The following is a 13,587-nucleotide window of genomic DNA, read 5'->3' as shown; positions in this document are numbered from 1 at the left end:
GACAGCGTGCGGCCTGAGCCGCCTCGGTTCCGACAGGTGGCCGTCCCCGCTCCGACCGGGCCGGACGCCCGTTTCCCCATGGGTCACCCGCCCAACATTGTACGGGCGGACAGGGGGAATGGTGCGGGGGGAGGGAGAGAGGGGCAGCGACGTCAGGCGAGGAGGCCCCGGTCTCCCGCGGCTCCGGCCACGATAAGCCCATTCACGCTGGGCCTCGGCAGGTCATCCGCCCCGGTCGTCAAAATGTTGACTGGTCAGCGGGGAATACGATGACCAACCGCATCATGCTGGTCGAAGACGACGCAACCATCGTCGGCGCCATCGCGAGGATCTGGCCATGTACGGCTACGACGTCGCAAGGGTGGCCGACTTCACCCGAGTGGAGCGGACCTTTCTTGAACAGCAACCGCACCTGGTGCTGATGGACGTGAACCTCCCCTTTCAAGACGGCTTCCACTTGACCCGGGCCATCCGCCGCCACTCGTCGGTGCCGGTGCTCTTTCTATCGGCCAGGGCCGGCGACATGGAGCAAGTCCTGGGCCTCGAGAGCGGCGGCGATGACTACATCACCAAGCCGGTCAACCTGGAAGCACTCCACGCCAAGATCAAGGCCGCTCTTGCCATGGGCGGAGCAGCCGGCGACCTCGCCCATTCCTATCGACCCCGTCCAATGAGAAACGGCTGACGAACCCAGACTTTCAGCGCTCCCTGGCTCAAGCCATCTGCCGGGGGATCATGAACTTCTATCAAGACGCCGGCCGATTCCTCGGATCCCCGAGTGGACTGGGCGGCCTTAGACCCCGAGCATCAAACCGCTAAGGAAGATGAAGAAGCCCAGGAGCACGGGATTGCCCGTTTCCTGGGCTTCCTCTTTGGCGACTTGGCAAGCGATCCTCAGGACCTCGCTTGAGCCGAATTGGACCACTCGGCCATGAGGTCGGCTATTGCTCCCTGGTCGGGCACCCAATAGCCAAGGTTGTCGATGTACTGGGCCGTGCCCGGCAGGGTCTCGGTGGTCAGCCCATTCTGGTATGAGTTGTAGCCGGACATGACCATCGACACCTGCAGGCCGAGGGGGATGTCGGTGGTGACCGACTTCCGCGCTTTGGCGATGAGGGCCGGGATCCTCGGCAGGACCGCCGGGGTCATCACCTGAGCGGCGATGGCCTTGATGAATTGCTGCTGGCGGCTGATCCGTCCGATGTCGCCGAGGCCGTCCGACCGCCAACGGACGAACCCCATGGCCTGCTCTCCGTCGAGATGCTGGGGCTCGGGTGAGAGGTGAATGTGGAGGTCCTGGGCCGGGTCATCGTAGTCCATCGGCCGGTCAATGGTCAGGTCGACGCCGCCGAGGATGTCAATCAGCTTGGCCGCCCCGGTCAGGTCGATCTTGACGTAGTAGTCGATCGGCACGCCGAGGAGCTTGCTGACGCTCGCTTTGGCCAGGGCCGCGCCGCCCAAGGCATAGGCCGCGTTGATCTTGTCGACTCCGTGGCCGGGGAGCTCGGCCCGGGTATCGCGGGGGATGTCCAATAGGCGGACGTCTTTGAGGGTCGGATTCAGGCTCATCAAAATCAACGTGTCACCGCGCCGACGTCGCCGGTTCGTTGGTCGACCCCCATGAAGAGAATGTTGATCGTCCGGGCGGGAACGTCCCCGGGGGAAGCGGTCTCAGTCGGAGTGGCCGAGCTCCCAGCCACCGCCCCTCGGCCGACTGTCGATGGACCACGCCCGGTTGCCGCCGCCCAGGCCCAGACGGTCGACCCGGCGACCAGGACCGTCAAGACGCCGACGAGCAGACGACGGCGGGTAACCAGATTGATCAGCCTCAAATCGGTCAGCTCCTTAGACCCGGAGACGGAAAAACCGCCCCAGGGCGGTCTTTCCGGGAGGGTGTGAGAGTAGAGAAGTTCGTCGCCTTTGCCACCACTATTATGGCGCAGAGCAGGGCGGGCGAAGATTAACATTATGTAAAGAACCGGGCAAGGGCAACGAAAGGGGAAAGCCCCGCTGTGGCGAAATATTCGCCATAGAGCGCGACGGCCAGCGAACGTCCCGAGGCCCACGGCTGCCGCCGCTCATCCAATCCGAAGAACCAACCGAGGAGGTCTTCGCCGATGCGGATCGAGGAGATCAAGAAGGTCTGCGTCCTGGGCTGCGGCAACATGGGCTCTCAGATCGCCCTCAACGCGGCCATCCACGGCTTCGAGGTCGTCAACATGGACGTCAAGGAGGAGATGGTGGCCAAGGCGGTCGCCTTCACCGCCGAGTACCTGCCCGGGCGGGTCAAGAAAGGTCGCCTCACCGAGGAACAGGCCAAGGGGGCGGCCCAGCGGATCAGTCACACCGCGGACCTGGCCAAGGCGGCGGAAGGAGCCGACTTCGTCATCGAGGCCATCCTCGAACGGATCGAGCTCAAGCGGCAAGTCTTCGCCGAGCTCGATCGGATCTGCCGGCCCGAGGTCGTGCTGGCCACCAACAGCTCCTTCATCGTCGGCTCGAAGATCGCCGACGTGACGAAGCGGCCGGACAAGGTGGTTAACCTGCACTTCTTCAACCCGGCCCTGGTCATGGAGCTGGTCGAGGTGGTCCAGGGACCGCGCGTCTCGGACGAGACCGCCGGCCTGACGATAGATGTGGCCAGGAAGATGGGCAAGACGCCGGTCCTGCTGAAGAAGGAGGTCTACGGCTTCCTGGTCAACCGCATTCTCCTCGCCCTCATGAACGAGGCCATGTGGCTGGCCGAGATGCGGGTGGCCTCGCCCGAGGACATCGACACGGCCGTCCAGAAGGCCCTCGGCCACCCGATGGGCCCCTTCCGGTTGATGGACCTGACCGGCATCGACCTTCACTACGACATCGCCATGGAGCGCTACATCGAGACCGGCGACCCCAAGGAGAAGCCCAGCCCGCTCATCGTCGAGAAGGTCGCCAAGGGGCAGTTCGGTCGGAAGACCGGGCGGGGCTGGTACGAATACAGGGCGTAGGCACCCTCCCGCCTACCCAACCCTGACTTTGTACTCCCTCATCCAATAGTCAACCTGGGCCAGGTAGGCGAAGAGTTGCGGCCCGCCCATGAGCTGCCCGAACCAACTGGTCCCGAAGGACGTGCCGTCGGTGGCCACGACTTCCCGCACCTTCTTCAAGTCGATCAGCGGCCGCAGGGGCGAAGCCGGGTCACCCAGCACGTCTTGCAGCCAGGCCTTGGTGGCCGCCAGGTAGGATGGATTGTGGGTCTTTGGATAGGGGCTCTTCTTCCGGTAGACGACGTCCTCGGGCAAGAGGCCCAGGACGGCCCGGCGGAGGAGCCCCTTTTCGCGCCCGTCGTAGAACTTCAAGGCCGGCGGGATGTTCCAGGCGTACTCGACCAGCCGGTGATCACAGTAGGGGACGCGGACCTCGAGGCCGCTGGCCATGCTCATCCGGTCCTTGCGGTCGAGGAGGGTCGGCATGAAGCGGGTGATGTTGAGGTAGAAGACCTCGCGCAGGCGGGTGGCGGCCGGGTCCTCGCCCGGCAGTCGGGGAACCTCCTCGAGAGCCTCCGCATAGCGGCGGGCGACGTACTCGACCGGCCTCACCCAGGCGGCCACGTCCGGGGCCAGGAGCCCGGCCCGGACCGCGGTCGCGCGGGCCCAGGGGAAGGTCCGGGCCCCCAGGGCCTCGGGGTTTCTGAACCACGGGTAGCCACCCCAAACCTCATCGGCGGCCTCGCCGGAGAGGGCCACCGTCGCCCCCCGCTTCACCTGGCGACAGAAGAGAAGCAGGGAGGCGTCGACGTCGGCGAAGCCGGGCAGGTCGTTGGCCCGGACCGAGTCCTTGAGGGCGGCGACCAGCTCCGGCGTGTCGATGGTGACGTAGTGATGGGTCGTCCCGAACAGCTCGGAGACCCGGCGGACCCAGGGCCCGTCGGCGTCCGGCTGATACTCGTTGGCCTTGAAGTGGTGATCGTTGCCGGCGTAATCAATCGAGTAGGTGTCCAGCGGACCATGGTGGTCGCCCCGGTAGGTCCCGGCGACGGTGGCCGTCACCGCGCTCGAATCGAGCCCTCCCGAGAGCAGGGTGCAGACCGGGACGTCGGAGACCAATTGGCGGACGACCGTGTCGTCGAACAGCCCGCGGACCTTGGCCAAGGTGGTTGGCAGGTCGTCCTCGTGGGGTCGGCTCTCCAGGCCCCAGTAACGACGGACGCAGGTGCCCCGCCGGTCGTAAGTGAGGTAGCGTCCCGGCCTGAGTTCCTTCATCCCGCGAAAGACCCCGAACCCGGGCGTCCTGGCCGGCCCGACGCACATCACCTCGGCCAGGCCATCGGCCCCGATGGCCGGCTCGAAGGCCGGGTTGCGCAAGATGCCCTTCATCTCCGAGGCGAAGAGGAAGGCCCGGCCGCGCTCCGCATAGAAGAGCGGTTTCACCCCGAGGCGGTCGCGGGCCAGGAAGAGCGACTGGTCGGCCTCGCTCCAGACCCCGAAGGCGAAGATCCCGTTGACCTTCCCGAGGCACTCCGGCCCCCACTCGATGAAGGCCAGGAGGAGGACCTCGGTGTCACTGTAGCCCTCGAAAGTACAACCCCTGACGGCCAATTCCCTCCGGACGTCCTCGGTGTTGTAAAGCTCTCCGTTGTAGACCATGACATAGGTCCGCTCGCCGCGCCGCCTGACCATCGGCTGCGCCCCGCCCTCCGGGTCGACGACGACCAGGCGGCGGTGGGCCAAACCGGCCCGCGGCGAGACCCAGCTCCCCGAGGCGTCCGGGCCGCGATGAGCCATGGTCGCTCCCATGGCCTCGATCACCGGACGCTGCTCGGTGAGGTCCCTCCCGAAATCAACCCAACCCGTGATCCCACACACCCGCGATCCCTCCCGCTCTGACCGGTAGCATCCTATGGCGGGGTGGGGCCTTTTGTGTTTGTCCCTGGTCAGGGAAATGACGCATAGTTGACAGGGTCGCCCGACGCTGCTCAGTCGGTCGGCGCCGCCGCGACCCACACGGCCCCAGCAGGACAAACCATCCGGGCAGGATAACGCTCCACCGGGCCGAATATACTTATGCCTAGGCTAAGGGGGGTTACCGCTTGGAGGTTTACGCCCTCGTGGGACCGGCCGGGACGGGCAAGAGTCACCACGCCCAACTGGTGGCCTACGATTACGATATCGATCTAATCATCGATGACGGCCTGCTCATCCAGGAGAGCAAGATCCTCGCCGGCCAGTCGGCCAAGCGCGAGGAGACCAAGGTCGGCGCGGCCAAGCGGGCCCTGTTCATCGACCCGGACCACGTCATCGAGGTCCGCGACAAGATCCGAGAGATCGACCCGACCAGTCTCCTCATCCTCGGGACCTCCGACGAGATGGTCAGGCGGATCGCCCAGACCCTCAGCCTGCCGGAGCCCCAGAAGATCCTGAAGATCGACGACATCGCCACCCCCGGCCAGATCCGAAGGGCCAAGCGCATCCGTCGGGAACAGGGCAAGCACGTCATCCCCGTCCCCACCCTGGAAGTCAAGAAGACCTTTTCGGGATACATGGTCGACCCGCTGAAGCTGTTCGCCCGCAATCGGGCGGCCCGCGAGACCCCGGTGAGCTTCGAGAAGTCCGTCGTCCGCCCGACCTTCTCGTCTCTGGGGCGCTTCACCATCGAGGACGTCGTGGTCATGACCATTGCCGCCAAGGCCTGCAAGCTCTGCCCCGGCATCACCAGGATCACCAAGTGCCACGTTGAATCCAACCTCGACGGGGTGGTCATCAACATCGACACCTCGGTCCAGTACGGCCCGCCGATCGAGGACGTCCTCCGCCACGCCCAGCGCCAGGTGAAGGAGGTGGTCGAGTACATGACCGCCCTCAACGTCCTCGAGGTCAACGTCGTCGCCCGTCACCTCAGTGTGGGGTAGCTAAAGGAGGCTCCTCTCCCACCGCTTTGGACAGCCAATCCTGGCTGGCCCTGACCGGCGGGCTCGGCCTCTTCCTCTTCGGTCTGGCCACCATGCGCGACGGACTCGAGAAGGTGGCCGCCGAACGGCTGAAGCCGGTCATCCAGGTCCTCGCCGGCACCCTGACCCGGGGGGTCGCCGCCGGGACCGTCGTCACGGCCCTCGTACAGAGCAGCACCGCCGTGACGGTCATGGTCGTTGGCCTGGTCGACGCCGGCGCGATGACTTTGGAGCAGGCCGTCGGGGTGATCATGGGGGCCAATCTCGGGACAACCATCACCGCCCAACTCATCGCCTTCCGAGTGGGCGGCTTTTCATACCTGGCCATCCTCGTCGGGGCTTTGATCAGGTTGTTCGGCCGGAGCGAGTCCCAGAAGCGGCTGGGGGAGGCCGTGGCCGGCGCGGGTTTGATCTTCGCCGGCCTGACCGCCGTCTCGGCCGCCCTCATCCCGCTACACCAGCACCCAGGGTTCGGCCGCTTCCTGACGGCCTACGGGACCGTTCCGGTGGTCGCCTTCTTCTTTGGCGCCCTCCTGACCGCCCTCGTCCAGAGCTCGGCCGTGGTCGTCGGATTGTGTGAAGTCCTGGCCGCCCAGGGGTTCATCGACATCTTCGTGGCCTTCCCGGCCGTCCTCGGGAGCAATGTCGGGACCTGCGTAACCGCCCTACTCTCGAGCCTGGGCACGTCCCTGACGGCCCGCCGCGCGGCCGTCAGCCACCTCCTCCTCAATGTCCTCGGCGCGGTCGGCTTCCTGGTCATCAGCCGGTGGATCGCCCCTCTCTCGACCCTGGGGGCGATTGAGCCCGCGCGGCAGGTGGCCAACGCCCATACCTTCTTCAACTTCGTCAGCGGCGTCATCCTCTTGCCCTTCGCCCCGCAGATCGTGGCTTTGGCCAAACGGGTCGTCCCGGCGAACGGGGTGGGCCGGGGTCGCCGCCCGCGTGGCCCGCGATCTCGCTGACGCTTCACGGTCCTGTATGCCCATCCCAGTCTCCGATAAACCCCCAGCTTATCCGCCCATGTTAAGTCGATGTAAGGAAACCTCACATAACGTTGACAAAACGGCCCGCCCGACATATATTAGTTTCCAAGGAGGGACCCCGGGTGGATATCGACCGGCGTACGCCCGCCTACCCCATGCGAGTCGTCCAGGAATTGACCGGACTGAGCGGCCGCCAGATCCGGTACTACGACGAGATGGGGTTGGTCAAACCCAAACGCACGCTTGGTAAGCAACGGTTGTACTCAGGATCGGACATGGAACGGCTGAAGCAGGTCAAGGAGATGCTCGACAAGGGGATGACCCTGAGCAGCGTCCGGACCTACCTGCGCCAGCAGGAGCAAGCGGCCGTGGCCAGGGCAGGCAAGTCAACCGAGATGAGCACGATCGCCGCCCGCAACGAGAGCCGGACTGGCGGTTCGATGGTCCGGGGGTTGAAATCCGTCTACCCGGTGTCCAACCAGGCCGAGCTCTACGAGGTCGTGGACCGGCCGGCGGCGAGCCCGACGAGGCCCCCCGCCGCCCCGGCGGGAACAGGGTCCTTTCCCAAGCCAAGGGAGGAGAAGCGAGGTCCATGAGAGCGGAGAAGTCACTCGCCGGTCGGTCGGATGAGCGGCCGGAGAGCATCGACGACGTGTTGACCCTGGCCGAGCGGCGGGACATCCGCCTGATCGACCTGAAGTTCGTCGACCTCATCGGCGCCTGGCAACACAAGACTCTGTCCGTGTCCGAACTGAGCCCGGAGATGTTCACCGGCGGAGTCGGATTTGACGGCTCCAGCGTGCGCGGCTTCCAGACCATCGATGAGAGTGACATGCTTCTCGTCCCGGACCCGCGGACGGCCGTCATCGACCCCTTCTTCGCCCAGCCCACGCTGAGCTTGATCTGCGACATCAGCGAGCCGGGGATGGGCCCCGCCTCAGGCCGGGGGTATGCCAAGGACCCTCGGTTGACGGCCGCGCGGGCGGAGTCCTACCTGCGCTCGACCGGCCTGGCCGACGTCAGCTATTGGGGCCCGGAGCCTGAGTTCTTCTTGCTCGATGACATTCGCTACGAGAACGGCCCGAACTCCGCCTCCTACTCTTTTGACGCCGAAGAGGCCGCCTGGAACACCGGCAACGGCAACGGGCAGGGGAAGAACCTCGGCTCGAAGGTCCACGCCAAGGGCGGATACAACCGGACCCCGCCCCACGACCACACCTGCGAACTGCGGTCGGAGATGGTCCGGCAGATGGAGGACCTGGGGCTGACGATCGAGTCCCATACCCATGAGGTGGCCACCGCCGCCCAGGTCGAGATCGACCTCAGGTACGATTCCCTGCAGGCCACGGCCGATAAGATCATGACCTTCAAGTACGTCGTCAGGAACATGGCCCACCGGGCCGGCAAGACGGCGACCTTCATGCCCAAGCCGCTCTTCGGCGACAACGGCAGCGGGATGCACGTCCACCAGAGCCTCTGGAAGGACGGCCGGTCGACTTTCGCCGACGTCAAGGGCTACGCCGGGCTGAGCCTGACCGCCCTCTACTACATCGGCGGGCTCCTCACCCACGCCCCGGCCCTCCTGGCCCTGACCAGCCCGACGACCAACTCGTACAAGCGCCTGGTTCCGGGGTACGAGGCCCCGGTCAACATCGCCTTCTCCAAGCGCAACCGGAGCGCCGCCGTGCGCATCCCGATGTACCATGAATCGGCCGGGGCGAAGCGGGTCGAGTTTCGGCCGCCCGACGGGCTATGCAATCCCTACCTGTCTCTGGCGGCCATGCTGATGGCCGGCATCGACGGCATCGAGCGGAAGATCGACCCCGTCGAGGCCGGCTTCGGGCCGATGGACTTCAACATCTATGAGTTACCCAAGGAGAAGAAGGCGCAGGTCAAGAGCGTGCCGGGGTCCCTCGACGAGGCCCTCGACGCGCTCGAGAAGGATCACGATTTCCTCCTCCAGGGGAATGTCTTCACCCCCGCGCTCCTGCAGGCCTGGATCGAGACCAAGCGGGCCGAGTCCGAGCCGATCCGGGTCCGGCCGCACCCCTACGAATTTCATATGTACTTCGACCTCTAGATCGGCCAGACGGTCGGGCCGGGCGAACCGACGTCCGGCCGCCCACCACAAGCGCATTTCCCCCCCCATATCATCAGGGCGGGGCCATCTGGCCCCGCTCCTCCTTTTGTGGCCGCCCGCCCTGCGCCGAGTCAAAAACCGACCGCCGGGGAAGCTACTCAACGAACCTGCGGCGCTCCCGGGAGGCCATTCCAGCGCCGGCGGCGCCCGGTCACAAGGGAAAACCCCTTTCGGGCCGAATACTTAAGGGTGCACCCCCGCCAGAGCAGCCGGGGGTCCCAAGCCGGCCGGGCCGGGTGACCGGCTGGTTTTTGTCCAGCCCACTCGGGGGAGCTAGCATGTACCTCGGTCCCAAGCTCATCCAACAGCAGACCCAAAAACTGATCATGACCCCAGAGCTCCGCCAGGCCATCACAGTGCTCCAACTGTCGGCAACGGAGCTGGGTGAGTTTATCGCCGAGGAAGTCCAGAACAACCCGGTCCTGGAAATCAGGGAAGAAGCGATGGCCCCCAGCCGTGAGGGGGCGGAGAGGGCCGAAACGGCCGAGCGGAACGCCGGCGAACGGGCGGGCGATGAGCGCTCTGGTGAAGATCGGGGCGACGAGCGCGGTTACGAGCGCGGCGACGAGCGCGGCGACGAACGGGCGGGCGACCGTCCCGGCGATGACCGCCCGGTTGGGTCAGCGACCGACTCCCATGAGGCCCGGGCGGGGGAGAACCGCTTCGACGTGGACTGGCGGGAGTACTTCCACGACCGTAGCGACCTCGGCTTCGTCCCGGCCCCCGAACGGGACCCCGACCGGGAAACCCGCTCTCTCGACAACTACGTGGCCGAAGCCCCCACCCTGGAGGACCATCTCCGCCTGCAGCTGCACCTCAGCCCGTTGAACCAAGGAGACCGCCGGATCGGCGAGTACCTCATCGGGATGCTCGACGACAATGGCTACCTCCAGACCACGCTGGCCGACGCGGCCAAGGCCTTGAAGGTCTCCGAGGAGGACGTGGCCAGGGTCCACCGGACTTTCACCACCTTCGACCCCCCGGGGGTCGGGGCCAGGGACCTCGCCGAGTGCCTCCGCATCCAGCTCGACGGGATGCCGCTGGCCGCGGACCAGGAGCCGGTCAGGGGCCTGGCGGCTCAGATCATTGACCGCCACCTCGAGGATCTCGGGGCCGGTCGACTGAGCCGGATCGCCTCGGCCCTGGGCGTTCCGGCCAAGGAAGTCCAGGGCGCGGCCGACTTCATCCGGACCCTCGACCCGAAGCCCGGCCGCCGCTTCGGCGACCCCCACGACACCCGCTACATCGTCCCGGACGTGGTCATCGAACGGGTCGAGGACGAGTACATCGTCATCGTCAACGACTCGGCCGTGCCCCGCCTGGGCATCAACAACTACTACCGTCAGCTCCTCCATGGGGCGAAGAAGGCCGATGGGGCCGATGGCGAAAAGGTCAAGGCCCGTGAGTACGTGGAAAGCAAGCTCAACTCGGCCCTCTGGCTGATCCGGTCGATCGAGCAGCGCCGCCGGACCCTCTACCGGGTCACCGAGACCATCGTCAAGCTCCAACGGGAGTTCCTCGACCGGGGCCTGCGCTACCTCCGGCCGATGAGCCTCAAGCAGATAGCCGAGATCATCGGGATGCACGAGTCGACCGTCAGTCGGGCGACTTCGAACAAGTACGTCCAGACCCCGCAGGGCACCTTCGAGTTGAAGTTCTTCTTCACCAGTGGGGTGACGGAGATCGGGGCCTCGGCCGGGATCTCCTCGGAGGGAGTCAAGAAGTACATCCAGGACCTTGTCGACGCCGAGGACCCCGGGCACCCGCTGTCCGACGACGCCCTCGCCCGGATGCTCGGGGGTCGGGGCATCGTCATCTCGCGGCGGACGGTGGCCAAGTACCGCGACGAGATGGGGGTGCAGCCGTCGTCGCGGAGGAGAAGGTTGTAGGTCGGGAGCCCTTCGCGGGGAGGCACGCCCATGAACCCTGTTCGTTTGGCCCTATTTTGGGGTGTTCTGAGCCTCGGTGTGGCCTATATCGGCCGGCGCCTGTTTCCGCGGGTCCGGCGAGAGTGGGTCTGGTCAGCGGCTGCCGCGGGCAGCGCCGCCGTCTTGAGTGGACTGCTTGCCCTCAAGTTCTGGTTCTCTTATCTACGCTGACCACGTTCCATCAGCGGCTTGTCGGGGGCTCGGGGTTCCCTTGTTCCAGCTTCAAAAAGTTACGGGAGGGGACAGCTGGTGACGATCAAGGTCGGGATCAATGGTTTCGGTAGTATCGGACGCAGGTTCTTCCGGATCGCCCGGCGCAATCCGGACATTCAGGTGGTGGCGGTGAACGACCTCACGGACCCCAAGACGCTTGCCCTATTGCTCAAACACGATTCGACCTACGGGACTCTCGACGCCAAGGTCGAGGCCACGGCCGACGCTATCATCGTCGACGGGCGGCCGATCAAGGTGACGGCCGAGAAGGACCCGGCCAACATCAAGTGGAAGGACCTCGGCGTGCAGGTGGTCATCGAGTCGACCGGCCGCTTCACTGAGAAGGACAAGGCCGTTGTCCACATCACCTCGGGCGGGGCCAAGAAGGTCATCATCAGCGCCCCGGCCAAGGGCGAGGACGCGACCATCGTCATGGGGGTCAACGACGACAAATACGACCCGGCCAGCCACAACGTCATCTCCAACGCCTCGTGCACCACCAACTGCCTGGCCCCGGTGGTCAAGGTCGTCACCGAGAGCTTCGGGTTGGTCAAGGGAATGATGAACACCGTCCACGCCTACACCAACGACCAGGTCATCCTGGACTTCCCGCATAAGGACCTCCGGCGGGCCCGCGCCGCCGCCTAAAACATCGTCCCGACCACCACTGGGGCGGCCAAGGCCGTGGCCCTCGTCCTGCCAGAGGTCAAGGGCAAGCTCAACGGATTCTCCCTCCGGGTGCCCGTCCCGGCGGTATCGATCGTCGACTTCGTCGCCCTGCTCCCCCGCACAGTCACCGCCGAGGAGGTCAACGAGGCCTTCAAGAAGGCCGCCGCCGGCCCGATGGGGAAATTCCTCGGCGTTTCCGAAGAGCCGCTCGTCTCCAGCGACTACAAGGGTTGTGACAAGTCCTCGACGGTCGACCTCCTCTCGACGATGGTCGTCGGCGACGACCTCCTCCGCGTCGTCGCCTGGTACGACAACGAGTGGGGTTACTCGGCCCGCCTGGTCGACCTGGTCGAAATGATGGTCGCCAAGGGGCTTTAAGATGGCTAGGCTGAGCGTCCGCGACGTCTCCGTCGCCGGCAAGCGGGTCTTCGTCCGGGTCGACTTCAACGTCCCCACCGATGAGCGCGGGGCGATCACCGACGACACCCGCATTCGGGCCGCCCTGCCGACCATCAGATACCTCCGGGACCAGGGGGCCATGGTCATCCTGGCCTCGCACTTCGGGCGGCCCAAAGGCAAAGTGGCCGACGAGTTCCGCCTGACCGCTGTCGGGCGCCGGCTGTTCGAGCTCCTTGGGGCCCCGGTGGCCAAGGTCGACGACTGCGTCGGCCCCGAGGTCGAGGCGGCCGTCCAGGCCATGGGCCCCGGCGACGTCGTCCTCTTGGAGAACGTCCGTTTCCACCCAGGCGAGGAGAAAAACGACCCTGAGTTTGCGAGGAAGCTGGCCGGTTTGGCCGACCTCTTTGTCAATGACGCCTTCGGGGCGGCCCACCGGGCCCATGCCTCGACCGCGGGCATCGCCGCCTACCTTCCGGCCGTGGCCGGGTTTTTGATGGAGCAGGAAATGGCCGCCCTTGGGCGGCTTCTCGCCGACCCCGAGCGGCCCTTCGTGGCCATCCTCGGCGGAGCCAAGGTTTCGGATAAAATCGGGATCATCGAGAACCTTCTGGCCAAGTGCGACAAGCTGCTGGTCGGCGGCGGCATGGCCAACACCTTCCTGGCCGCCAAGGGGCTCAACCTCGGCCAGTCCCTGGTTGAGCTGGACAAGGTCACGCTGGCCAAGGAGCTTCTGGCGCGGGCCAGTGACAAGCTGGTCCTGCCCGTCGACGTGGTGGCCGCCCCGGCTGTTGAAGCCTCGGCCCCCCGCAAGACCGTCGACGTCGACGCCCTGGGCACAACCGACAAGGCCCTCGACATCGGCCCCGCGACGGTGGCCCGCTTCGAAGAGACCATCGCCACCGCCCGGACCATCTTCTGGAACGGTCCGATGGGCGTCTTCGAGGTCGAGCCCTTCGCCGCCGGGACCGTGGCGGTGGCCAAGGCCGTGGCCGCGGCCGGCCCTACGGCCTTCACCGTGGTCGGCGGGGGCGACTCCATCGCTGCCGTCGAGAAGGCCGGCGTGGCCGACCAGATCGGCCACATCTCCACCGGTGGCGGCGCTTCCCTGGAGTTCATCGAGGGCAAGGAGCTGCCGGGGGTGGCGGCGCTGAAGGACAAGTCCTGATGCATTCGATTGATCCACTCATGGGAAAGCCAGCAGCCTCATAGTGTCCAGTGATTGGACGAAACAGTCCTTGCCCGCAATCCGGCAGCCTCTGTCCAGACCGGTATGGTGTTCTGTCTGTCCCGTGGTTCAGGATCGAGTCAGCCATTAGCTTCCTACGGACT

General features: G+C 65.9%; 12 protein-coding genes and 1 pseudogene. 9 read left to right on the top strand and 4 right to left on the bottom strand.

Annotated elements, in window-relative coordinates:
- The first annotated feature begins 250 nt into the window (after nt 1-250).
- Entirely contained in the window at nt 251-685 is a 435-nt protein-coding gene (locus VGL40_01300) for a response regulator (GenBank protein ID HEY3313906.1), read from the top strand.
- Between the two features lie 209 nt (nt 686-894).
- Here VGL40_01300 and VGL40_01295 read toward each other — a convergent pair whose 3' ends face one another.
- The 3 genes from VGL40_01295 to VGL40_01285 all read right to left on the bottom strand — a co-directional run bounded on the left by VGL40_01295 (nt 895) and on the right by VGL40_01285 (nt 2,137).
- Complete coding sequence (locus VGL40_01295; protein HEY3313905.1) at nt 895-1,569, bottom strand: LCP family protein; 675 nt, start codon at nt 1,567-1,569, stop codon at nt 895-897.
- Nucleotides 1,570-1,574: 5 nt separating this feature from the next.
- Nucleotides 1,575-1,832, bottom strand: coding sequence for a hypothetical protein (locus VGL40_01290; GenBank protein HEY3313904.1), 258 nt, complete (start codon nt 1,830-1,832; stop codon nt 1,575-1,577).
- Nucleotides 1,833-1,966: 134 nt separating this feature from the next.
- Complete coding sequence (locus tag VGL40_01285; GenBank protein ID HEY3313903.1) at nt 1,967-2,137, bottom strand: hypothetical protein; 171 nt, start codon at nt 2,135-2,137, stop codon at nt 1,967-1,969.
- Between VGL40_01285 and VGL40_01280 the strand changes: the two genes are divergently transcribed.
- Nucleotides 2,118-2,987, top strand: coding sequence for a 3-hydroxyacyl-CoA dehydrogenase family protein (locus VGL40_01280; protein HEY3313902.1), 870 nt, complete (start codon nt 2,118-2,120; stop codon nt 2,985-2,987). The two genes, VGL40_01285 and VGL40_01280, sit on opposite strands and share 20 nt — an antisense overlap.
- A gap of 12 nt (nt 2,988-2,999) precedes the next feature.
- On the opposite strand, the gene asnB is transcribed toward VGL40_01280, so the two are convergent.
- The gene (gene asnB / locus VGL40_01275) at nt 3,000-4,844 is read right to left on the bottom strand and encodes an asparagine synthase (glutamine-hydrolyzing) (GenBank protein HEY3313901.1); all 1,845 of its coding nucleotides are present in this window, start codon (nt 4,842-4,844) and stop codon (nt 3,000-3,002) included.
- A gap of 224 nt (nt 4,845-5,068) precedes the next feature.
- Between asnB and VGL40_01270 the strand changes: the two genes are divergently transcribed.
- The 7 genes and pseudogenes from VGL40_01270 (at nt 5,069) to VGL40_01240 (ending at nt 13,423) form a co-directional block, all read left to right on the top strand.
- The gene (locus VGL40_01270; protein ID HEY3313900.1) at nt 5,069-5,887 is read left to right on the top strand and encodes an Asp23/Gls24 family envelope stress response protein; all 819 of its coding nucleotides are present in this window, start codon (nt 5,069-5,071) and stop codon (nt 5,885-5,887) included.
- Nucleotides 5,888-5,913: 26 nt separating this feature from the next.
- Entirely contained in the window at nt 5,914-6,888 is a 975-nt protein-coding gene (locus VGL40_01265; GenBank protein ID HEY3313899.1) for a Na/Pi symporter, read from the top strand.
- A gap of 143 nt (nt 6,889-7,031) precedes the next feature.
- On the top strand, nt 7,032-7,505 hold the full coding sequence (locus VGL40_01260) for a MerR family transcriptional regulator (GenBank protein HEY3313898.1): 474 nt from the start codon (nt 7,032-7,034) through the stop codon (nt 7,503-7,505).
- Nucleotides 7,502-8,989 carry a type I glutamate--ammonia ligase gene (gene glnA, locus VGL40_01255; protein ID HEY3313897.1) on the top strand — a complete coding sequence of 496 codons (1,488 nt, stop codon included), beginning with the start codon at nt 7,502-7,504 and terminating at the stop codon, nt 8,987-8,989. Before VGL40_01260 ends, glnA begins: the two co-directional genes overlap by 4 nt.
- Before the next feature lie 338 nt (nt 8,990-9,327).
- Nucleotides 9,328-10,938 (top strand): RNA polymerase factor sigma-54, encoded by a 1,611-nt coding sequence (gene rpoN / locus VGL40_01250; GenBank protein ID HEY3313896.1) that lies wholly within the window; start codon nt 9,328-9,330, stop codon nt 10,936-10,938.
- A gap of 288 nt (nt 10,939-11,226) precedes the next feature.
- Nucleotides 11,227-12,237: pseudogene (gene gap, locus VGL40_01245) on the top strand (type I glyceraldehyde-3-phosphate dehydrogenase).
- A 1-nt stretch (nt 12,238) separates the two neighbouring features.
- Nucleotides 12,239-13,423 carry a phosphoglycerate kinase gene (locus VGL40_01240; protein HEY3313895.1) on the top strand — a complete coding sequence of 395 codons (1,185 nt, stop codon included), beginning with the start codon at nt 12,239-12,241 and terminating at the stop codon, nt 13,421-13,423.
- The last annotated feature ends 164 nt before the right edge of the window (nt 13,424-13,587 follow it).

This window comes from Bacillota bacterium, from assembly GCA_036504675.1.
In the GTDB taxonomy this organism is placed as follows: Bacteria; Bacillota; Sulfobacillia; order JAJYWN01; family JAJZPE01; genus DASXUT01.
Note: the sequence above shows the minus strand (reverse complement) of the source record. Positions and strands in the feature narration are given on the sequence as shown.